13 protein-coding genes and 1 pseudogene are annotated in these 23017 nt (G+C 41.3%); 9 read left to right on the plus strand and 5 right to left on the minus strand.

Annotated elements, in window-relative coordinates; genetic code table 11:
* The first annotated feature begins 59 nt into the window (after nucleotides 1-59).
* Complete coding sequence (locus ACZ5A8_RS03275) at nucleotides 60-1595, plus strand: transposase (protein ID WP_464532167.1); 1536 nt, start codon at nucleotides 60-62, stop codon at nucleotides 1593-1595.
* 1128 nt (nucleotides 1596-2723) lie between these two features.
* On the opposite strand, the gene ACZ5A8_RS03280 is transcribed toward ACZ5A8_RS03275, so the two are convergent.
* Together ACZ5A8_RS03280 and ACZ5A8_RS03285 are read right to left on the minus strand one after the other, a co-directional pair.
* Complete coding sequence (locus tag ACZ5A8_RS03280) at nucleotides 2724-4652, minus strand: hydantoinase/oxoprolinase family protein (protein ID WP_464532169.1); 1929 nt, start codon at nucleotides 4650-4652, stop codon at nucleotides 2724-2726.
* Nucleotides 4630-4968 (minus strand): hypothetical protein, encoded by a 339-nt coding sequence (locus tag ACZ5A8_RS03285; RefSeq protein ID WP_464532170.1) that lies wholly within the window; start codon nucleotides 4966-4968, stop codon nucleotides 4630-4632. The genes ACZ5A8_RS03280 and ACZ5A8_RS03285 overlap by 23 nt, the downstream gene beginning before the upstream one ends.
* Nucleotides 4969-5384: 416 nt before the next feature.
* On the opposite strand from ACZ5A8_RS03285, the gene ACZ5A8_RS03290 reads away from it, so the two are divergent.
* From ACZ5A8_RS03290 to ACZ5A8_RS03320, 7 genes and pseudogenes are all read left to right on the plus strand, one after another.
* Complete coding sequence (locus ACZ5A8_RS03290) at nucleotides 5385-6542, plus strand: epoxide hydrolase family protein (RefSeq protein WP_464532172.1); 1158 nt, start codon at nucleotides 5385-5387, stop codon at nucleotides 6540-6542.
* Between the two features lie 61 nt (nucleotides 6543-6603).
* Nucleotides 6604-7734, plus strand: coding sequence for an epoxide hydrolase family protein (locus ACZ5A8_RS03295; protein WP_464532173.1), 1131 nt, complete (start codon nucleotides 6604-6606; stop codon nucleotides 7732-7734).
* Nucleotides 7735-8313: 579 nt separating this feature from the next.
* Entirely contained in the window at nucleotides 8314-10623 is a 2310-nt protein-coding gene (locus tag ACZ5A8_RS03300; RefSeq protein ID WP_464532174.1) for a DUF3160 domain-containing protein, read from the plus strand.
* Nucleotides 10624-11345: 722 nt separating this feature from the next.
* On the plus strand, nucleotides 11346-12569 hold the full coding sequence (locus ACZ5A8_RS03305) for a C39 family peptidase (protein ID WP_464532176.1): 1224 nt from the start codon (nucleotides 11346-11348) through the stop codon (nucleotides 12567-12569).
* Nucleotides 12570-13123: 554 nt separating this feature from the next.
* Nucleotides 13124-15173 (plus strand): annotated as a pseudogene (locus tag ACZ5A8_RS03310) (DUF3160 domain-containing protein).
* Nucleotides 15174-15552: 379 nt separating this feature from the next.
* On the plus strand, nucleotides 15553-16911 hold the full coding sequence (locus ACZ5A8_RS03315) for an alcohol dehydrogenase catalytic domain-containing protein (RefSeq protein WP_464532177.1): 1359 nt from the start codon (nucleotides 15553-15555) through the stop codon (nucleotides 16909-16911).
* Nucleotides 16912-17171: 260 nt separating this feature from the next.
* The gene (locus tag ACZ5A8_RS03320) at nucleotides 17172-17873 is read left to right on the plus strand and encodes a class I SAM-dependent methyltransferase (RefSeq protein WP_464532178.1); all 702 of its coding nucleotides are present in this window, start codon (nucleotides 17172-17174) and stop codon (nucleotides 17871-17873) included.
* A gap of 263 nt (nucleotides 17874-18136) precedes the next feature.
* Here the strand turns inward: ACZ5A8_RS03320 and ACZ5A8_RS03325 are convergent, their stop codons facing one another.
* The 3 genes from ACZ5A8_RS03325 to ACZ5A8_RS03335 all read right to left on the minus strand — a co-directional run bounded on the left by ACZ5A8_RS03325 (nucleotide 18137) and on the right by ACZ5A8_RS03335 (nucleotide 22039).
* Nucleotides 18137-19873 (minus strand): DEAD/DEAH box helicase, encoded by a 1737-nt coding sequence (locus tag ACZ5A8_RS03325; RefSeq protein ID WP_464532180.1) that lies wholly within the window; start codon nucleotides 19871-19873, stop codon nucleotides 18137-18139.
* A gap of 509 nt (nucleotides 19874-20382) precedes the next feature.
* Nucleotides 20383-20808 (minus strand): hypothetical protein, encoded by a 426-nt coding sequence (locus ACZ5A8_RS03330; protein WP_464532181.1) that lies wholly within the window; start codon nucleotides 20806-20808, stop codon nucleotides 20383-20385.
* Nucleotides 20809-21181: 373 nt separating this feature from the next.
* The gene (locus ACZ5A8_RS03335; protein ID WP_464532182.1) at nucleotides 21182-22039 is read right to left on the minus strand and encodes a DUF1638 domain-containing protein; all 858 of its coding nucleotides are present in this window, start codon (nucleotides 22037-22039) and stop codon (nucleotides 21182-21184) included.
* A 250-nt stretch (nucleotides 22040-22289) separates the two neighbouring features.
* On the opposite strand from ACZ5A8_RS03335, the gene ACZ5A8_RS03340 reads away from it, so the two are divergent.
* Nucleotides 22290-22829: an N-acetyltransferase family protein gene (locus ACZ5A8_RS03340; protein WP_464532184.1), complete on the plus strand. Its 540-nt coding sequence runs from the start codon at nucleotides 22290-22292 to the stop codon at nucleotides 22827-22829.
* Nucleotides 22830-23017: the final 188 nt, after the last annotated feature.

Below are 23017 nucleotides of genomic sequence, written 5' to 3' on the forward strand. Positions count from 1 at the left end.
CCTAATTAAGTCTATTTTAAGTTACCAATCAGAAAATAAACCGTGAAAAGGTATAATCCATGATAAAAATTGTTGGTAAGGGATATAAGTATTTTTTGCTTCAATTGAGTGATTTTTTAGAGATTACAAAAACAATAGTTGTAAGCCTGAAGAGTGTTGAAGGCAAGAAAAAATATGAAAAGATATTTGGAAGAAAATTCGAAGACAAAAAGGATAATTCAAGAATCCTTACTATTCACTTTAATCAGTCAACACTTACAAACTTTATAGGAAACCTTTTTGAAAAACCAATATGTTCAGCCACTTTCAAAGATCATTTTCTTTCTAAAAATTCAAAATTTAAAATCATATTCCTGAAGAGTGATAAAAAGAATAAGAAAAAAGCGGAAAACAGTAGACGTTGTATCATATCTACATCTCAAAGAATACTTTCCGATTTCTTTGAAGACATGATAAATGTCCTTAAACGGAAAATTAATATCTCTTACAGGGTTAAACCTTTAATTGTGAAGAGTAAGGACTATATGGAAAATGTCCTTCCCTGGAATCAAATACTCGCTTTTCAAAATCTTAAAAAATTTAGAGGATATTTGAGGAACATTTTTGAATTAAACCCTTCGCTTGATTCTTATTTCAATAACCTTCAGGTATCAATGGGATATACCCCTCAACTTGAAGAATTATCTTTCAATAACATTTTCAAGTTAGAAGTATCAAGATGCAAACTTGGATACTCTAATCTTGAATCATTCATCAGAGATTACAATCAGAATCAAGCTTTAAGGCAGGAATTAAAAATCAAAAGCAGAGGAAAGATTACTCTTTCCTCTTATCGACGAAACCTAAAAATGATTTATCCTTATCTGGACAAATATGGAGGACTACTGATACAAGAATGTAGAAATCTTCACCTTATTGGCGATAAAATCTGGGTTTGGGATCGAAGATTTTTTGAGTGTAATTGCAGTGGTTTAAAGAATAAAGAGACTGGAAACCTTTCCGATCCCGACGCTGGACATTATGTCAAAAAAACAGGTAGATATAGTGTATTATCAGGAACAGGATACACTGATACCTGTATTGTTGATAGCTGGTGGGGCTTACCTATTTATTGGGATGCAGTAAATGCCAGTAAAAATGACAACACAATATTTCAGGATACAATAAACCAGTGTATGAGATCAACAATAGAAAAACCGTTTTTTGTGATCGCTGATGCAGGACCTGACAGTTATCTATCCAATGAAACTGTAATCGAGAAGGAGATTATTCCAATCATAGCTGCAAGAGCTAATAGTGTTGGAAATATATTAAAAACAGAAAAGGGAACCCATTTCAGAGCACAATACATCCCAAGAATTTATCATAAATTACTTGGAAAATTATACAGTATCAGAACCACTGTTGAAAGGAAAAATTCAAACGATGTTGTTGGATACAATAGATCAAAAACACCGACAAGAGGGAGTTTATGGGCCAAAACTTATGTGTCGATAAGTAATATTGCCGCGTTACTTACGGCACTTACGGCTTTTAAGATTGGAAGACATGACCTGATAAGAGCACCAGGAGCTTTTAGAAGGTTGAATATCTGAGCAAGTAGAAGTAATTTTTTCTTAAAAAAGGGAATTTAATGCTTCTAATTTAATTTTAAAGCATTAATAGAGAAATTGGCAAAGGCTCAACTATATTTTTTTCTCCTGTTTAGCACCCAGGAGGCAGAATCAGGCAAGCCAAGCCTTAAATAAAAGCAAAGCTAACATAATCGCTGCCTCTTAGGGCGTGTTTATGGAGTTCGGGTAACATTGGGAAACTACATTTGAACTCCATAAATTTCTCTTACCTAACTCCTTATAAGTTTTATGTCCAGAGTCTCTAACAATGCGATTTTTATACTAATTTCGAGCCTTTAATTATTCCTTGACTCTTCTTGATCTTTGATTGTTGGATGATTTGGCTAGAAAAGCTTATATGTAGTATATTGCTTCAATTCATATTCAAAATTGAATATATAAAAGAAAGTACGCAATTCTGCTGTATTTTACCCCATAAGATTTACATGCTCGACATATGAAAACAAATACAGTATGCATCATTGTTTAAAGTTACACTTAAAATATTTAACCGGAGTTTATAAGATCTCATAAAAATCGTGGTGCAGCTATGGATATTATGTAGGTCTAACAAGAAATTAATTAAGTTCCAAACTTGTTTCGTTCAATTTTGGCGTCGCCACATATTGAACTAGCCCACCGATTGATACTTATATGATTTTCACCATATTATACTAAAGAAACCATAATAGGGCGTCTTGTTACAGAGATCCTGTGTTAGACCCCATATAGTGGGAAATTAACTATTTTTGTGCCACACCGATTTATTTAATTGGTTCTATATTTGTCGGTTTTATATTAAAATGCTTGGAATTGTTACCCAACATAATTAATTTTTTGTTAGACCCTATGTAGATCATGTCGCTTGATGTGGCTTTATACTATAAAGTATAAACTCCGGTTTAATGGCTTAATGCTACTGTTTTTCAGTTCAAGTCCGTAAGTCCTATCCAATTATGGAATCAAATTTTATATTTAAGACAGGCCCTAAAAAATGTTCCTGCTGCTGGTTCCGTCCCCTTATCCTGTTCCCTTATCCCTGTCTGCTGATTCTGCGGTGCCTGGCTTCAAAACCGGAAAGAAAAAAGCCCGAGATCTGAATAATTTGTTTCAGGCAGGCAGTCTCCGAATTCCTACTCCCATTACGAGCAGATTTGTCTCCATAGGGGGGTGATTCCAGCCTTCAGGCGAGATAGTCTTTTTCTCAATAGAAATCTCAATTTGGTTTCCGCTGAGGCCACAGTCTCTCATATAGTCCGTAACAAGTCTTTTCCCAAGCTCGATTGCGGCATTCAGGGCTTCTACATAGAGATCGAACCTCATCCTGCCTCCTGGTGCAAAGACAAGGAAATCTTTATCCGGAGACATCAGACTTGCAGGCCTGATCAAAATTTCCACTCTTTTGATACCTTTTCCTGCAAGAGCTCCTACTGCGTTTCCCACCTCTGCATGTTCGGGAACGAGAATTTCAGCATCTATTAACTCTTCCAGTTCTTTCCTGTGTGCGCGCACAGGGCCTCCTAGCAGGACAACGGGGATTCCCAGCTTGAACTTTGCAGGATAGTTCCCGTCCAGGATTTTTTCAATGGCTGCGTAAGGTACTCCCTGCAGGATATATGAGAGAAGGTGAAGCGCCATGTTCCTTGCGACTCTCTTTTTTACGGAGGTACAGAACTCTCCGGGTGTCATTCGCATGAGCCTTGCAAGCCTTTCGGCACCTATTCTGGAAGCTTCTTCATTCCAGACTGTATATTCCCCGAGCACGTGCAGAGCATCGGTGGGGGTAAAGCCAATTGCCTGGACGAGGCGTTTTTTGATGAGGGAGTCCAGAGTCTGAGGGTGAAGGTCCTTTCTGATAAGGGCTTTGATTTCGTTTACGGAAACAGGCTCTTCTCCGATAGCTTCCAGAACTTCGGCTTCTGCTTTGCTGAGTTCGCCTGCAGTGTAGCCTGACCTGACAAAAAACTTTGTGGGCTGGATATTTTCACCAAGGTCTTCTCTGGCGGGCATTTGTGTCCTTTTGAGGTTATTTAGAAAATCCGGGTACTGCACTGCAGCCACTGCGAGGGGCACAACTCTTCTTGGTCCCAGATGGAGCTCTCTGTTCATGGTCCAGACATGGCTATCTCCGCCTGTAGCTGTTGTTTCCATTCTGATTGCCCGGACCCTTGTCTTCCAGCCTCCAACAATAGCTCCTTCGTCGCTCAGGTCAGGGACCCCCATGCAGATTGAGGAGATATCTGTACTTGTCCCTCCTACATCCACAACCGCACATGTCTTCAGCCCTGAAAGATAAGAAGCCCCTACAAGACTTGCCGCAGGGCCTGAAAAGATTGTTTCTATTGGTTTTTGCAGAGCATCCCTTATCCCTATAACTGAACCGTCGCATTTGAGCATAAGTAGCCTTGCGTTAATCCCCCTTTCCATCATATCTGCAATAATGGACTTTACAAACTGCCTAGTTACAGGAATCAGCTGTGCATTGAGAAAAGCTGTGACTGCCCTTTCGTAGGCTCCCAGTTCCTGCGAGAGCTCATGTCCGCAAACCGCAGGCAGCCCTGCAAGTTTCAGTACGCAGTCTCTTGCTTTAAGCTCGTGTTCAGGGTTGCGTGTGCTGAAATAGGAGGATATGGCAAAAGCTGATACTTTGTCTTTTACGCTCAGGGCAAATTTTTCAATGGCTCCCAGGTCAAGAGAAGAGACTTCTTCTCCGTTGTGGTTGTGCCCTCCTCTGGCAAAGAGCACATGCTCTGCTGGAAGTTCCTTTTCAAGAGGGTGATCCCCTATTAGAATCAGGGCTACTGGAAAACCTGTCCCTTCAAGTATGGTATTTGTGGACAGCGTGGTGGAAACCGATACAAGTTTTACGTTTTCGAGATACTCCGAATTAAGGCCATCAATTACGTTTTTAATGCCGGCAAGGGGGTCAGGATAGGTAGTAAGGGCTTTATTTGAGTCTACAATTTCTCCGTCCGAGTCCCTTACGAGCACTGCATCGGTGTAGGTGCCTCCCGCATCAATCCCAAGGCTGTAATGCATAATGAAAATAACTCCTTTTTTCTTTTTCTGGAAACGCCTTTTGACAGGTTTTTATTTTTCTTTTATAGTTGAGGAAAAAGAATAATTTCAGGATAAAAAAATCCTCCACTGAGGAAATGTCTAATAAAGGAATAATATCTGAAACTATTAAATATATAGTTATTTCAAGAGGATTTGAAATGGCCAAAAAACTACAATTTTCAGGGTAGGTTTCTGAGCGAGTGGAGAAAAGCCTGATACCCTTAACGTACAAATAGATCGAAAGCGATGAAGAGCACCAGAACATTTCCTTGCAAGAATTGCTTACAGCTATCAAGGAAAGTAAATGAACTCCAGAGGGTGCCCAAACTCCTTTTTTAACCCTGGTTGAGGTTAATCGGTTTGATTAACCTGAGAGGTGGAGTTAAGGTAGAATACTTCCAGAAGTAAAACGTATGAAAATAAATAGAATTAGGAAGGTTCATTAATCCGCAGCCGGTAACAATAAAATGAAACTCATATTTTTCTTATTTTTCTTCTATTTTATAATTCTTTTTACCCTATTATCTGTTCATTCTTTATTGATTAGTGAGCAAGGCTCGTTAAAATTAGAATTGAAACTTCGGCACTGATTCAGAATGCATTTTTCGCAGGAACTGCAAAGCTCATCTTTATAAAAAGGGAACTGAAAGCTTATTATTCAAGCTCCTGGATATATTTTATAAGAATAGATTTCAAAAGGGGTAAAAAGGTATGTCAATTCAACCTTTTCAAATAAATGTTCCACAGGCTGTACTTCAGGATCTCAGGAAGAGGCTCGCTCGAACCCGCTGGCCGGATGAAGTCGAAGGCGCTGGCTGGGACTATGGTACAAACCTGAACTATATGAGGGAACTTGTTGACTATTGGCAACACAAGTATAATTGGCGCGAACAGGAGGCAGAACTGAATAAGTTTGCGCAATTTGAAGCTGACATCGGTGGTAAGGAAATCCACTTCATCTACGAACGTGGCAAGGGTCCTGACCCGATGCCAATTATCCTCTTCCATGGCTGGCCAGACTCGATCTGCCGTTACCTCAAGCTACTTCCAATGCTCACCGATCCAACAAAATATGGCGGTGACCTCAATGATTCTTTTGATGTAATCGTACCTTCGCTAATTGGCGGCTATTCGGATGTATCGAAAGCGCCGAGAAAGCAGCTGCTGAAGCAGATTGCTGAGTTGTGCTGGCGGTTGATGACTGAAGAGCTAGGTTATGAACATTTTGCTGCAGGGGGTGGGGACGGCGGAAGTCCGATTTCTCAGCTGTTGGGTGTACATCATCCCGAGTCTATCATTGGCCTTCATCTTACCGATCTTGGCTTTTCCATTACGCAGGCCAACTTTTCTAATCTTTCCGAGGCGGAGAAGCAGTATCTTGAGACGCTGCAAACTGTGGGCTTTCAAGAGGGTGCTTATGCAATGCTGCAAGGGACAAAGCCGCAAACTCTCGCATGCGCTCTGAACGATTCACCTGTCGGTTATGCCGCCTGGATAATTGAGAAGTTCCGTTCCTGGAGCGACTGTGATGGTGATCTTGAAAAGATCTTCACGAAGGACGAACTATTGACCAACATCATGCTCTACTGGGTAAGTGGCCCTTCAGTTCGCGCAGTCAGTTACCGCGAGGAGTGGATATCGCCTTCGCTCAAGCCGGATCAGCAGGTTTACGTGCCGATAGGACTCGCCCTTCCCCCTAAAGATATAGACCCGGTACCTCCACGTGAATTTGCTGAGCGCAACTTGAAGAATATTAAGCGCTGGACGGTGTTGGCCCACGGCGGCCACTTTGCAGCAATGGAATTTCCAGAGCTCATGGCAGAGGATATGCGAGCATTCTTCCGCACTTATCGTCAGCCATCCAAGTAACGGGCAACGATTGTTATCAGGGAATCTAATTAATGCATTAAGTAAGAGGCTAGGAGGATACATGTCAATTCAACCTTTTCAAATAAATATTCCACAGGCTGTACTTCAGGATCTTAAGGAGCGGCTCGCAGGAACTCGCTGGCCGGATGAAGTAGAAGGCGCTGGCTGGGATTATGGTACAAACCTGGACTACCTGAAAGGTCTGGTAGATTACTGGCAAAATAAGTATGACTGGCGTGCACAGGAGGCAAAGCTCAATCAGTTCAATCAATTCCGTACCGAAGTCAGTGGCACAGGCATCCATTTTATTTATGAGCACGGGAAAGGCCCAAACCCGATCCCGATTATCCTTACTCATGGCTGGCCTGATTCATTTTATCGGTTCCATAAAGTTATCCCGATGCTGACCGACCCTGGAAGTTATGGTGGCGATCCGGACTGTTCTTTTGACGTAATTGTGCCTTCAATTCCGGGATATGGCTTTTCAGACCGCAAGGCAATGACAGAAGATGCTGTTGCCGATTTATGGGTAAAGCTCATGACCGAAGTACTCGGATACGAAACATTTGCAGCCGCTGGCGGTGACTATGGCACACTTATTACCAGATCTCTGGCACTTAACTATCCTGACCCGTTAATTGCTATCCACCTAACTGATGTCGGATATCCGGATAGCAGTACCGATTTCTCTACCCTCTCTCCGGCAGAACAGGAATTTGCGGGGTTCATTCAAAAATGGTGGATGGAAGAAGGAGCCTTTAATATGATCCAATCTACCAAGCCGCAAAGCCTTGCTTATGGACTGAATGACTCTCCGGTCGGTTTGGCGGCGTGGATATTAAGTTTCATGAATGCAAGAGCTTCTATAGATCTTGAGGAGCGTTTCACCAGAGACGAACTGCTTACCAATATTATGATCTACTGGGTAACCGAGACTATCAATTCCTCTATTCGCGTATACTATGAGATGGCTCATGCGACGCCTGCGCCTGACCGGGGGCAGCGCAGCAGGGTTCCTGCGGCTGTGGCACACATGCCATTGGATGCTCCATTGCCTCGTGAATGGGCTGAGCGCAATGTGAATCTGAAGCATTTTACAGAGATGCCCCACGGCGGCCACTTTTCTGCATGGGAAGTGCCTGAATTGTACGCAAAGGATCTGCAGGGATTTTTTGGCGAGTTTCGTAAATAACAGGTAGCTTCTGTAGGCAGCACTTGTATTATATTGAAATGATCACTCCAGATCGAGTCTGACTACTTGTATTAGTCCCGGGTATGCCTTGGTGCAGGATACGGGGACAGTAACTCTTTTTCTAATTTAATAATTCGCCTGCAAACAAAATATATAACCATAATTCATCGCAAAGTAGAGTATTTTGTGAGTTTGTGGTAAATCGGATTAAAGGGCTGTAAAGTCCGAAGATTTCTATTTTTTCAGTGTGAATAAAATACCGACTGCAGATGTGGACATATATATGCTTTCTGTCCAGAGTCTCAAACAATCAAAGATCAAGGAGCAATTGTGAGCTCTGGAGAAACATGAAAAACTGTCAGTTCGACGATCTGGCTAGAAAACTTATATAGAGTATATCAAAAGTTAATTATGGAGTTCAAATATACTCTCCAAACTCGCCTGAACTCCATACTCCTGAAGCAGGGTTATACCAATTTTGAGTATACTTAAGGCTTGCTTGATCCTGCTTTCCGGGGAACTTTAATTTTTAGTTCTTTCTGAGTTTTCTTGCTTGAATCAAGATGTGAGGTATTTTACTTGAAAATAAGGGCATTGATAGTTATTTTCCTGCTGGTGACGGCACTTATATCTGGATCCGGCTGTATTGACAGCAGTAGTGAACCAATAAAAGAAGCCAAACTGGACGAAGTAACAGACAATCAGGGCAGTTCATCCAATACTACAGTAGAAACTGCTCTTGGGGAAAACTTCTCAGAAAAGACCAATACTACCCTTGAACTTGAAAAACAAAACTCTTTTTCCGGATATTACAGTAAAAAAAGCCTACAGTTCGAAGCAAATGTTTCCCCTTATTCTTTACCTCTACAGGCTCCCAAAATTGCAAATTATGACAGTTTCATCCAAAAAATTCCCCTAACAAATGAAAGCAGGGACTTACTGTACAAAAACGGGTTTGTTGTAATTGAAAATGAGATTACCGAAAATAAATTCAAAGCACAGCAGGTAAATGCAACTTACAGGAGCCTGAAAGTTGCTGATGTTCCTATCTTTATTACATCGGATTCTCTTCTTCATCTTTACCATATCCAGTTTGATGAAACTTTAAAACGGGTCGAAGAAGAGGAGTTTTACGACGAGCTCTGGAAACTTGACAAAGCCCTCCTTGAAGCTTCCATAGAGGATTATGACGAGGCAAAAGAAAATAATTCTTCATCTAAAGAAGCAACGGAAGCTGCAAGAAGAAATGTTGCATACTTTGCGGTTTCCATCAGTTTGCTTAAAGAAAAACCAGATCCAAATCGGATAAAAGTTAAATCTAGCAGAGTTATGGGTTCCGAAGAATATAACTTTGAGATCCCTTCATTTGTAAAAGAAGAAGTTGAAGCCGAACTTGCTTTGATAGAAGCTCAAAAAGAAGGAATGTCTCCAATTTTCAAGTATAGTGAAGATTATTCTCAATACGCCCCAAGGGGTCACTATACTTCCTCTGAAGAATTGGAAAGATTCTTCAGAGCCATGATGTGGCACGGTAGAATAAGTATGCTCCTTCAGTCAAACATGATTACTCCAGAAGGATCAACCGCAGGAGAATTAGCTGCAGAGAACCCAGAAGAAGAAGCGAGAATTCAAACTATGCAGGCTCTTTTGATTTCTGACCATTTCGACAGGGACAAAAACCTCCGGGACAGATGGGATAGAATTTATGGCGTAACGGCTTTTTATGTCGGTTTTTCCGATGACCTCGGACCCTATGAATATGCAAAAGCTCTGGATACTGTTTTTGGGAATGATAGAGAAAAAATTAGTCTTGATAACGAAAACCTCACGGCACTTACAACCGAGCTGGAAATATACGAAAGCCCGAAAATCTACAGTGGAACAGGAGAATTAATTTATGCAGGTTCTGAAACTGAAAACAAAACTCTGGAGGCCACAAAAGGGTTCAGGTTCATGGGTCAGAGATACACGCCAGACTCTTATATCCTCCAGAAGCTCAATCCTCCTGCCCTGAATATCATGGATCTCCTCGGTTCTAAAAGGGCCAAACAACACCTGAAAAATCTGGGTATTTCTGGAGACGAAGAATACAAAAGCCGCCACCTCTCTCTGGAAAATGAGTTTGGAGCTTTTGATGAAGATGACTGGAATAAAAACCTCTACTGGGCTCAACTATACGCCTTAAAGCCTCTCCTTGTAAGTTATCCAGAGGGTTATCCTACCTTCATGCAGACCGAAGCCTGGGAAGATAAGCAACTGAATGCGGCTCTTGCTTCCTGGACTGAACTCAGGCATGATACTATCCTCTATGCAAAACAAGCTCGTTTCACAGGCGCTTACACCAAGCCACCAGAAGAAAAGCCTGTTCAGGGATACGTGGAACCAGTACCTGAGTTCTATGCCAGAATGCTTGCCCTTACTAAAATGGCACATACCGGGCTAGCTGAAATGGAAGTGCTTGATGAAAAGTCGGATAAGGATTTCACAACTCTTGAAAATACACTTGAAAAACTGCTCGAAATCTCGATTAAAGAACTTGAGAACAAAGAGCTGACAGATGAAGAGTATGAGTTCATCAGAAATTTCGGACAAAATATAGCTCCAATGCTTGAGAACATAGACGAGGATGCCCAGAGCTCTGTCATGGTTGCGGATGTTTATACAGATAGGGAAGGGAGGATTTTGGAAGAAGGAACCGGAAAACTGGACCTAATAGTAATAGCCTATAAACAACCCGATGGCAGGATCGTTCTAGGGGCAGGCCCTGTAATGAGTTATTACGAATTCTGGCAGCCCCCAGGGGAAAGATTGACAGACGAAGAGTGGGAAGAAATGCTGGCAAATAATCCTCCTGAAAAGCCGGAATGGGTGAATTTCTTTAAGGTGTAAAAGATGCTATCTTGGATAGCTTATCTTTTCTATCCATTTTTTCAAGAATCTGTTAAGCTTACTACAGAATCCGTGTAGGCATAAGGAAAGGATAATAAAAATCAAGGAGAGGGTGGTAAAAAATCCAGAATTCCCGATATACTTTTCATATATAAAAAACATCTGCAGTGTCTAGGCGTATTTTTCTGTGCAAATCTCTAATAATTAAAGATTAGAGAACAAACATAGATTCGAATCATAAATATAATCAAAAATAGGCTCTGTAGAAATCTTCTGAAATAACTAATCCGCCCATTCAAATTGATAACCTGGCACTTTTTGCTTATTTTTTCAATCTCTTACACTAATTTAGATAGATTTTCTACAAACTCAAAAATGTCTTTCTTGACACTGTTAGCCCTCTTTTTAACACTTGTCAAGACAGTTTACTTAAACTTTATGGCCAAATCATCCAACTATCAATCAAATAGCCCTATAAATCTCCAAAAAATTCGGATTTAGGTTTACCTATACTCTCAGTTGGATGATTTGGCCACAAATTAATTATAAGAGTAAATTCATGAAAAAAAATGAACATTAAAAAGATGTTTGATGGAGTTCAAATTCTCTCTGGAAAGTCTATTTGAACCCCACCTTGCCCGGAGGCATGAGTTAGTGTTAGCTTTATAAATATTTAAGGCTTGCTTGATCCTGCCTCCTGGGAAATAAACAGGAGACAAACTATGACGATAAAGTATAGGTTTAGAGTAGGTGTATTACTTGCAGAATTGCTACTATTGAGTGTGGTATGCATTCTACCTGCGTCTGCATCTATTGATGAAAAAACAATCGAAAAGAATTATGTCTCAGTAAAAGAGGCAGAAGTACATGCCAAAACAGCCCTCTACGATTTCTTATTGATTGGTGCCCCAGGCTCCAACTCTACGGATTGGACAAATGCAATAGTAAATCCAGACCCCCTTATAATATACGATCCAAACGGGAAAAAACTTTTTTATCAATTTACGGTTGAAAATAATGGGATAAATATAGGGGCAATAAAAGTTGCAGCAAGTAAAGTGCTTGGAGATCCCATCAGGACAATAGAGTTCTATTCTGAGGACTGGGATATGAAAAAAGAAGTTGAGGATGCAAAAAAGTTGATCGCAAAAGATCATAAAAATATAAATGTTACATCTTCAAAAGTTGTATGCTACAGCTATCCTAAAATCGGAATAATGGCAGATATGCAGGAACCTGGGACCAAAGGAGGAAAAAATAGATTGTTTGACTTCTCTGGTTCTAAGATTATCGATGAGAGCATAAATGATACTAGCTCTTCTGAAGTTGCTGATGTATGGTCGTTGTATTCGGAAATACCTGAAGAAGAGCTAGAAGAACGACTAACAGCTTGGGATGAATATGATAAACGAGCAAAGAAAATTGCAGATAATAATTTTAAAGAAGATGAAGTCCAGATAAAAATTGCTGGAGTTCAAAAAACACTTCCTTTCACTCGTTATACCCAAGAAAATGACTATTATTGCGCACCAGCTACAGGAAAGATGATTGCAAAATACTATAACGTCACTCATACCCAGACATACATCGCAGGTAAGATGGATACAGTACCGTATGTTGGAACTCCTGTAGCAGGTCAAGTTTATTATTACAAGTCTATTTTAGGTAAATCGGGTTCATATTCTGATTCAAGTCCAACATGGCTTGAAGCTAAAAATGAAATATATGCAAATAGACCTTTAGCAGCTTTAATATTTAAAGATGAGTCTGAGGAGGAGGGCCATGCAAGAGCTTGTGCAGGCTATTGTCAGGGAACTGATGGAAACTATTACCTCTACATATATGATCCTTGGAACCCCAGTTTTGGGAATAAATATCCAGGAGGCATATACTGGGAAAATTGGGACTCAATTATCCCTGCATATCATATCTATGTTAGAAGCTAAAATGAGGTAATTCAAAAAATAGTTATCTCTTATAATGAAAAAAATACTTTTCAGGCTTATGTAATGGCTGACAAAGCCCATGCATTAAGTCATTTATTTTCACAAGTTGTTGGGCTAATCCTAAAACTCAGAATTAAGTCCGAAAATCTCGAATTTGGAGTTATTGATCAATCCTCCGATTAAGAAAATAATTCTATAATTTTTGTTAAGGTAGAAACAAAAGTTTGTTTAGATGTGCTCACTCAAAATTTATCGAACACATTATTAACTCTTGGCTCTAGTTCAATTTTCCAGCATAATCTCAATATAAATATTGAGGGTATACTTTGAAAAAAGCAACCACAACCATTTTTATCTGTCTGCTGATAGTATCGTTAATTTCTATCTCTGGATGTACTGATAATCAAGATCATTTAGCCCAAGGAAAGAATCCCGGGAACGTGATAAATGAAACTCTAAACAAAAATATTTCAGATAAAGAATATGCAGGCAGCATAAACTCTCTTAAATTTGAAAGGCAAAGCTCCTTTTCCAGATATTACAATAAAGAAAGTCTGCAGTTCGAAGCAGATATTCCCTCTTATTCTCTACCTCTAGAGGCTTCCAAAATCACAAATTATAACGATTTCACTCAAAAAGTTCCCATATCAAACGAAAGCAGGGATTTATTATTCAAAAATGGATTTGTTGTGATTGAAAATGGAAATACCGAAAACCTATTCACAGCAGAGCAGATACTGGTAAATTATACTTACAGGGATCTGAAAGCAGCTGATATCCCTATTTTCATCACGACGGATTCTCTTCTTCATCTTTACCATATACAGTTTGATGAAACTTTAAAAAGGGTCGAAGAAGAGGAATTTTACGACGAGCTTTGGAAACTTGACAAAACCCTCCTTGAAGCTTCCATAGAGGATCATAACAGGTCTGTAGAGGATAACGCTTCTGAGGAAGTAAAAGAGGCCGCAAGAAGAAATGTTGCGTATTTTGCCGTAGCTTTGAGCCTTCTTGAACCGAAATCTGAGCAAATAGAAGAAAAACTGGAAATTACAGAGGAAATTACGCCTTTCTATTCTCAGGACGCAAAACAATACAGTGTCGAAGTTCCTTCATTTGTAAAATCTGATGTAGAGGCCGAAATACGCCTGATAGAGGCTCAAGAAGGTTTTGCGCTTTCTCCGATTTTTAATTATGGTGAAGATTACTCTCAGTACATTCCACGGGGGCACTATACAACATCTGAGAAATTAAAGAATTACTTCAAGGCCATGATGTGGCACGGTAGAATAAGGATGCTATTCCATTCGGACGTGATTACTGCAGAAGACCTAGAAAAGGAAGCAAAAATTCAGACTATTCAGGCCCTTTTAATTTCTGACCATTTTGATAGGGACAAAGACCTTCGAGACAGGTGGGACAGAATCTACGAAGTGACAGCTTTCTATGCCTGTTTTTCCGACGACCTCGGGCCCTATGAATATGCAAAAGCTCTGGATACTGTTTTTGGGAATAATAGAGAAGGAGTAAACTTCGATAACAAAAACCTTACGGCGCTGAAAGCGGAACTGGAAAGATACGAAAGCCCGAAAATCTACAGTGGAACAGGAGAAGTAATTTATGCAGGCTCTGAAACTGAAAACGAGACCCTTGAGGCAACAAAAGGGTTCAGGTTCATGGGTCAGCGCTACACTCCAGACTCATATATCCTCCAGAATCTCGGTTTCCCTACCCTGAATATTATGGATCTTCTCGGTTCTGAAAGAGCCAAAGAACACCTGAAAAATCTGGGTATTTCTGGAGACGAAGAATACAAAAGCCGCCACCTATCTCTGGAAAATGTGTTTGGAGCTTTTGATGAAGAAGACTGGAATAAAAACCTCTACTGGGCTCAACTGTACGCCTTAAAGCCCCTCCTTGCAAGTTATCCTGAGGGTTATCCCACTTTCATGCAAACAGAAGCCTGGGAAGATAAGCAGCTTAATACAGCCCTTTCTTCATGGACCGAGCTCAGGCATGATACTGTCCTCTATGTAAAACAACCCTATTTTATAGGTGCTTCCCATGTCCCAGAGGAAAAACTTGTAGAAGGATACGTGGAGCCAGTGCCTGAATTCTATGCCAGGATGCTTGCTCTTACAAAAATGGCACATACTGGGCGTTGAAATGAAAGTACTTGATGAGCAGTCGGATAAAGATTTTACAACTCTTGAAAGCACCCTTGAAAAACTGCTGGAAATCTCGATTAAAGAGCTTGAAAACAAAGAGCTAACAGATGAGGAGTACGAGTTCATCAGAAATTTCGGCCAGAATATAACTCCAATGCTTGAGAATGTGGATATAAAGTCCCAGAACTCCATTCTGGTTGCGGATGTTTACACCTCTCCTGCTGGAGTGCTGGAAGAAGGAACCGGAAAACTGGACCTGATAGTAGTAGCTTATAAACAGCCCGATGGAAGGATCGTACTTGGAGCAGGTCCAGTAATGAGCTATTACGAGTTCTGGCAGCCTTCGGGAGAAAGGTTGACAGATGAAGAATGGAGAGAGATGCTGATAAATGACCCTCCTGAAAGGCCGGAATGGATTGAGTCCTTTAAGGGATAAAAGATACTATCCTGGATAGCTTATTTTTTTCATTCATTTTTTCTTTTTAAGAATCCGTTATACTCCCTGCAAACTTACAGGAACTTAATGAAGAAGCTTTAAAACTCTATGATTTTCTTGCCTCCTTTGTTACTGTATGGGGAGCACTTAAAGAGCCTGTAAGGAGCAGTTAAAGAACCTGGCCAGGAATACGGTCTGGATAATTACTGCTTGTTAAACACATACTGTATTTTAAGACCCTTAGATTAAATTCTGCAACAGATATATAGATTCAAGCACTTTTTATAAAGCAGCTATTATAAAAATAACAATTATAATAACAAGGTACTCTGTGTTATTCTGCCTTGCAGCGAAGGTGAAAAGTCTACAGGGATCTTTATTGGATTGGGGTGATTTTATAAAAGCCGTTGTTTATAGAGGACCGAATCAAGTTGCAGTAGAAGAGGTGGATGATCCAAATATAGAGCATCCCGCAGATGCTATAATCAGGCTTACTTCGAGCGGCATTTGCGGAAGCGACCTTCATATGTATGAGGGAAGAACGATTGAAAAACCGGGCAAAGTGCTGGGACACGAACCTCTCGGGGTCATAGAAGAAGTAGGAGATGCCGTGTCTTCCTTTAAGAAAGGAGACCGGGTGGTCGTCACTTTCAACATCGCCTGCGGACATTGTATAAACTGCATCCGGGGGTTTACCAGCGCCTGCCTGACTGTTAATCCCGAAAATGCGGGTGGAGCTTTCGGATATGCCAAAATGGGACCGTATAAAGGGGCACAGGCTGAGCTATTGAGAGTGCCGTATGCCGACCTTAACTGCACCAAGCTCCCCGGATCTCCAGGGGATAAATGGGAAGACGATTTCATCATGCTGGCTGATGTCTTCCCTACAGGCTTTTTCGCCACACAGCTTGCCATGGTGCAGCCCGGATTACCTGTAGCGGTTTTCGGGGCGGGACCCGTAGGTTTGCTCGCAGCGTATTCCGCGCTGCTGCAGGGGGCAGGCCAGGTATTTGTGGTCGATTATATACCTGAAAGGTTGAAGCTGGCTAAGAGTATAGGTGCTATCCCTATCGACTTTACCCTTAGCGACCCGGTAGCCATGATCGAGGCTTTAAGGTCTCAGCACGCAAGAGTGGATACGTGGCTGCCAGGCGAGGAAAAGCTGCAGGGAATCGTGTCGAGTGTAGAGAGCCTTGCTAAGAGTATAGGTGCCGACATTGAGGTTGCCAGGAGTGACCCGGTAACCATGATACAGATGTTAAGGGCCGGGAACCCTGCAATTGTGCAGTCGCTGCTGCCAGGTGAGGAGAAAATGAAAGGGGTCATGTGCGGCATAGATGCAGTCGGCTATCAGGCTAGGGACAGGAGTGACCCTTCAAGAGAGAACCCGACCCAGGTGATAAGCGATCTGGTGAGGTTAGTCAATCCCACAGGCCACCTTGGAATTATCGGGGTTTATACTGCGAATGACCCTGGAGCTTACAATGAACGCGCCAAGAAAGGAGAATGTATCCTGCCTTTTGGAGAACTCTGGGAAAAAGGCTTAACTGTTGGGACAGGTCAGACTCCGGTGAAGAAGACCATTGTTATGCTCAGAGACATGATAATTGCCGGAGTAGCAAAGCCCAGCTTTATAGTAAGCCACAAGATTTCCATAGAAGAAGCGCCTGAAGCCTACAAAGAGTTCGCTAACCGCACTGAAGGCTTTACAAAAGTGACAATTCAATTCGAAAAATGAGCTTTAAATTTATTTTTTTCAATTTTTCTTTTGGATTGATTGAAACCTGAAGCGGTTACGCGGTTATTATTTTACTTTTTTATTAAATAAGCGTAAATTTTATTATCATGTACGGTTTTCTGAGGTTTGAATGGGGGTTTGGATTGTAGTAGGTGTTGCTTTTTTAAGGAAAACCACTACTACTTTATGTTCTAAAAAGTAGATAAATAGCCTTCAATTAAATAATAAGTTTAAAATGAACTTATAAGGAATTTACTGCCATGACTTCTACAAAACCTACCCAGAACGCTACTCCTCATCTTCCTGAGGATTATGATGCCCGGATATTCGATGTTCTCCCTTATTACTCAACTTTTCATCGAGAAACTATTAATTTCATCAAATCGCTTCCCTCAAGCCCTAAGGTTTGGCTGGATACCGGATGCGGGACAGGCTCACTTGTCAATAAAGCCGCTGATGAATTTCCCGATACAAAATTCCTTTTACTTGACCCTTCGGAAGGTATGCTGGAGCAGGCAAAGCAAAAACTATTATCCTTCCCTGCCGGAAGGCTGGAATTCCTGAAAGCTTCCCCTACCCAGGAATTCTCTCAGAAATTTGAGGAAAAACCAGACGTCATTACTGCTATACAGTGCCATCACTATCTTAACCGCGAAAACAGGACAAAGGCCACCAGAGTATGTTATGATCTGCTTAAGGACGATGGAATCTACATTACTTTCGAGAATATCAGGCCACTAACGGAAGAGGGTGTCACCATTGGAAAACGATACTGGGGCAATTTTCAGTTAGCCCGCGGGAGGAACGAGGAAGAGATAGAGAAACATCTTGAACGCTTCGATACGGAGTATTTTCCCCTAACTGTCGAAGAACATTTGAAACTGCTGAGAGAAACAGGGTTCAAGACCGTGGAGTTGTTCTGGTACTCTTACATGCAGGCTGGTTTTTACTGCATTAAATAATACTATCCATTTGCTATGCGGAACTTCATTTATTTGTTAACGGGACAAATCCACTGGTGAAAACATTAAAAATCTATTTTGTAACTTCAAGCGGCTCACTACAAAACAAGACAAGACAAAACAAAACAACTACCGGTCAAAGAAAAAAACTTATCTAAAAATAAAGATCAGGATTATGAAATATACACCCGAAATTTGCCGGACTCCCTGAAGCTTCGCAGCCTCGGGAACCCTGAAAAAGTAAAATTTAAAAAAGGAAGTAATTATTTTTTCGTACTTCTTGGCCTGCTTTCGCTTCTGGGCCTACTTCCACCACTTCCGCTGCTTCCGCTGCTTCCACCGCTTCTGCTTCCACCGCTTCTGCTGCTTCCACCGCTTCTGCTGCTTCCGTTATTTGGACTGCTGGAGCTTCTTCCCCTGGATTTCTGGGCAAGTTCCACGAAGGGTTTACTTCCTCTTCTCTTGTTTTTGAAGATTTCGAGCAGGGCTTCAGCCTGGGCAAAGGGTATGGATATGAAGGAGAAGTGCGGGAAAATCTCTGCGTCCCTTATTATCAGTTCGCTGTCCCCGAGTTCTTCCTGGATGAAATATGCCAGTTTCTCCGGGCTCATACCGTCGACTTTTCCCATGGCTATGAATAGCCTGGTTTTGCCTTTTTTGTCAACATAGGAGCTGCCGCCGGAAATCTCCGTGTACATGCTCTCGTCGAACTTTTCCTTGAAAGCGTATTTCAAAAGAGCAGCCAGAATTTTCTCTGCAGGGTACTCCTCAAGAAGTTTTTCGCTCATCTCAAGGCAGTCGCCATATTCTTCTGTCTTTATAGTATCTTCAAGTTCGGCTTTTACTCTCGTCCTTTTGGCTTTTATTACATCTTTTATTTCGGGGAGGCGGCCCTTTTTCATTTCGGACTTTGAAGTCTTTTTTATGTAGGTAAGCCGCCTGAACTCCGTGGATGTAACAAAAGTGATAGCAGTTCCCTGTTTGCCTGCCCTTCCTGTCCTTCCTATCCTGTGCACATAGGACTCAGGGTCCTGGGGCAGGGAATAGTTGATGACATGGGTCAGGTCCATGATATCGATGCCTCTTGCTGCAACATCGGTTGCTGCGAGAATATTTATTTTCTGCTTCCTGAACTTATTCAGGATTTTCTCCCGCTCCTGCTGGGAGAGGTCTCCATGCAGGGCATCGGCTAAATAACCTCTGTCGCTGAGTTTCTGGGCAAGCTGGCTGGTGTCAGTTTTTGTCCGGCAGAAAACGAGCCCGTAGAATTCGTCTTCGATATCGATGATTCTGCTGAGAGCTTCAAACTTATCGCTTTCCTGAACTTCAAAATAGATCTGTTCGGTCAGGTTTGCAGTAAGCTCTTCTTTCTCAATTGTAATATGCTCGTAGTTCTGCATGTACTTCTTGACGATTCCAAGGATTGCCTTTGGCATTGTGGCTGAAAAGAAAAGCATCCTTTTATTCGGCCCTGTTGCCTTTAAGATTTCCTTTATGTCGTCAATAAAGCCCATGTTCAACATTTCGTCGGCTTCATCAAGTACGAAATACGAAATATGTTCGAGATTGAGGCTCTTTCTTTCTATGTGGTCAATGACTCTTCCCGGAGTCCCTACAACAATGTCCACACCGGTTTTCAGCACGCGAAGCTGCTGTGTCATGGACTGCCCGCCGTATATAGGGACAATGAATAGCTTTTTATCTCCTTTTATGGAGTTAAGCTCTTCTGAAACCTGGATTGCGAGTTCCCTTGTAGGGGTCAGGATTATTGCCTGAACGTGTCCTGATTTCTCAGGAATTTTTTCTATAATGGGGGCTCCAAAGGCTGTCGTTTTTCCTGTGCCTGTTTGAGCCTGCCCTATAATATCAGATTCTCCTTTCAAAAAAAGCGGGATGACCTTTTCCTGAATCGGGGTTGGTTCTTCAAACCCTTTCTTTTTGAGGGCTTTCAATGTACTGTCCGAGAGCCCAAGCGCCTTGAATTTTGCTAATTTTTCCATATACTCACTCTATAATTTACAATTATTTTTTCTACAGGTCTTGCAGATTGCAGACCTGCTGTTTGCATACTGTCTGCCGCATGCCCGGCAGTTTCCTCTACGGAAAAGTCCACTTATCAACACAGGTACATGATACCGCTAAAAACAGGTAAACATGCCGTATAAATGGTTGATCTCCCCGGGACTGCGAAAAGTTGCCTAAAACCAGGGAAATTCAGAATTAATATTCATAAACTTATACAGCAAAAAATGGCTTTCTTGGATAAGTTCCGGACACTTTTGAATTCTTCCCCGTGATACAGGCAAATGAGTAATTCGACAGTGGTCTTTTACTCCAGTGGATACACACTACACCCCTTTCCTGTATATAATTCTTTGCTACCTTTCGGGCAGTAATCTCTCAGAAGAAGCTTTGAAATCAGGGGAAATTCGCGATTGAAAGTTTCCAGGTCCAGAATAAAAAACCTGTTGTCTTTTAAATATACTAATTCTTACAGGTCACGGCTGACTCAGTACCAGCCCTTAAGATGAAGCTCGTCTGTCAGCATTTCCTTTAAAAGGTTCAACCTATCTATGGAATTTCTGATCTGCTCAGGTTTGTCCAGCAGCTCTTCGCATCCTGTTTCTTCCTGGATGGTTGTGACTCTCAGGAGTTCTGCAAAATTTACGCACTCATCCAGAAAGCTATTAAACAGCCTGCGAGCCTGTACAAAATAATCCGAAGTCCTGAAATCGGGCTGGAGAGTTTTTTCATACTCTGCTCTCTGTTTCATCTCTGCAGCCAGTACCCGAGCTTCAACATAGTCCCCGGCGTTCAAAAAACTTCCCAGATTCTGCAAAGTTGTGCCCGTGTGCTGGATAAAATATGCAATCTCAAAAGCCCACTGCTTGTCATAGTTCGTTTCGGAGCCGGAGTTAAAAGTAGAGGTGTCCATCTACAAGGGTCATCTCCTGCTATTTATTATACTATTCACTTTCTCTGTTGTTTATTTTCTCTGTTACTTACTCTTATCTATTATTTCATATTTTTTATTATTCATTTTCTCTATTACTTACACTTCTCTGCTATTCCACGTTCTCTATTATTCCATATCCTCTATTATTCCATATCCTCTATTATTCCATATCCTCTATTATTCCATATCCTCTATTATTCCATATCCTCTACTATTTCGCTTTCTCTTTTACCTGTTTCTAATCTTTCCGGAATAATAAGTGTGAAAGGAAATAATAAAAGATTAACTAATTCTTTCTGCTACGATTATTTTTTTCCATAATTACTCTTTATCGGAGAAGCTTCTGGATGCCTTACGGAGCATCTCCCTCCTCCCTTCCTCTCTTTTTTCCCCTAAGGACTTCTTCCCTTGCCCTTTCATAGCACCTTTCAATCAGATCCGGACTGCCTTCCATATCCACAATCTCAAACCCGAAACTTTCTGCAAATTCTCTTACTTTAGTTTCGAACTCTTTTTCGTAATGAAGTCCTGTATCCACTTTAGCGACATTTTTGTAGCCTGAATAATCAAAAACCATTTTTGTCATTTCAATATTTTCCGGATCAGGTGTGATCCTTGATGCGACCAGCATCTCTTTCCAGTAAGCTGCTCCCACGGGCGTTAGAAAATAGGTACCAGTTCCCTCTGACTTCAGTTTCGAAAGAAAAGCTCCCCTGCCCCCAAGCACGGCTCCCACACAATCATCTACAATTTCTCCTCCCTTATCGGTCAGGATAAAGACCGGAAAGCCTGAAGCTTCAAAATCTTTTTCAACGCTTCCGAGCACATTTCCACAAAGGCCGTATAAGAGCAGTACTGCGTCAGAGTACTTTTTCATATCTTCAATGGCTTCGTAGACTGCTTCTCGCAATCTGTCCGGAAAACCATCAAGTGCAAACTCCAGCAGGTTGACGACAAGGGTTAAACCGCTGCTTTCTTCCCTTTTTTCTCCTTTTCTCTCTTCATTTCTCTCTTTTCTTTCTAATACTCTACGGATTTCTTCAATTGGAAGGACAGTATAGGAATTCCCGTTTTCTTCCAGTTTCCTGATAAGTCCTGCATTGTTTTCGTTCTTAAGAACTATAACCCTGTCAAGTTCGGATTCTTTTTCGATGAGGTGTACGACTTCGTCTTCAAAAATCCTGCACCCGATAATGGTCATTATAGGCATAGCAAATTCCCCTTTTTTCAAAAGTGATAAATGACGTAAGTAAAGCCTGATATGCACATATATAATACAGTTTATATATTAATTATTGTCGCGATATGGTCACTTCCATGTCCTGAATCCTTTTCTTCTTTGTTTCTCTTTCCGGTTTACTCATCGTTCGACGTGTCTCCAGGCTCTCTCAATGTGCTGTACGGATATACTTTAATACTGGCACACGGATTTTTTTCTTAGAATAGGGGGTCGGAATAAAATGGAAATACAATACACTGTCAGAGAGGGCAAACCTTCGGACCTGCACAAAGTTGCAGCCCTTTACAGAACTGTTGCATCCCGTTCGGGCGGAATCGCAAGGGAAGCCGATGAGGTTACGGAAGCATATGTCAGGAACTTCATTGAAAAAAGCCTTGAATCAGGTATTATTCTGACAATTGAAGATCCTGAAAATCCCGAAGTTCTCATTGGTGAGGTCCATACTTATAATCCCGGCATAAAGGTTTTTGCACATATCTTCAGCGATCTGACAATTGCAGTGCATCCTGACTATCAGGGAAAAGGGATAGGTAAACTTCTCTTCAGAACCCTTTTGAGGGAAACGGAATCAAAGCACCCTGAGATCATGAGGGTCGAACTTATCGCAAGGGAAAGCAATAAGAAAGCTATTGAATTCTATAAAAAACTCGGTTTTAATATTGAAGGCAGGCTTGAAAACAGGATTTGTGACAAAACCGGAAGACTGGAAGCTGATATCCCGATGGGCTGGACCCGCCCTGCGTGCAGGCTCTGGGTTTGAAAAAGCTCGGAGACACGTTTTAATCTTCCTGACTTTTTATTCACAGGCTTTACCTGATATTTAAATCATACACCACTTGGTGTTTCTTTACATCAATTATTTTTGATACCCGCCCACGTGTTTTTAAAGTCTTATTTTCAATATTTACTAAGCAGAAGTTAAGCATTGCTTAAAAACAATCGAGCTAA

It is taken from the genome of Methanosarcina subterranea (genome assembly GCF_055385895.1).

Bases quoted from the DNA above. Each gene is read 5' to 3' on its own strand.
- ACZ5A8_RS03275 (WP_464532167.1), top strand. From the start codon at position 60: ATGATAAAAATTGTTGGTAAGGGATATAAGTATTTTTTGCTTCAATTG.
- ACZ5A8_RS03280 (WP_464532169.1), bottom strand. From the start codon at position 4,652: ATGCATTACAGCCTTGGGATTGATGCGGGAGGCACCTACACCGATGCA.
- ACZ5A8_RS03290 (WP_464532172.1), top strand. From the start codon at position 5,385: ATGTCAATTCAACCTTTTCAAATAAATGTTCCACAGGCTGTACTTCAG.
- ACZ5A8_RS03295 (WP_464532173.1), top strand. From the start codon at position 6,604: ATGTCAATTCAACCTTTTCAAATAAATATTCCACAGGCTGTACTTCAG.
- ACZ5A8_RS03305 (WP_464532176.1), top strand. From the start codon at position 11,346: ATGACGATAAAGTATAGGTTTAGAGTAGGTGTATTACTTGCAGAATTG.
- ACZ5A8_RS03320 (WP_464532178.1), top strand. From the start codon at position 17,172: ATGACTTCTACAAAACCTACCCAGAACGCTACTCCTCATCTTCCTGAG.
- ACZ5A8_RS03325 (WP_464532180.1), bottom strand. From the start codon at position 19,873: ATGGAAAAATTAGCAAAATTCAAGGCGCTTGGGCTCTCGGACAGTACA.
- ACZ5A8_RS03330 (WP_464532181.1), bottom strand. From the start codon at position 20,808: ATGGACACCTCTACTTTTAACTCCGGCTCCGAAACGAACTATGACAAG.
- ACZ5A8_RS03335 (WP_464532182.1), bottom strand. From the start codon at position 22,039: ATGCCTATAATGACCATTATCGGGTGCAGGATTTTTGAAGACGAAGTC.
- ACZ5A8_RS03340 (WP_464532184.1), top strand. From the start codon at position 22,290: ATGGAAATACAATACACTGTCAGAGAGGGCAAACCTTCGGACCTGCAC.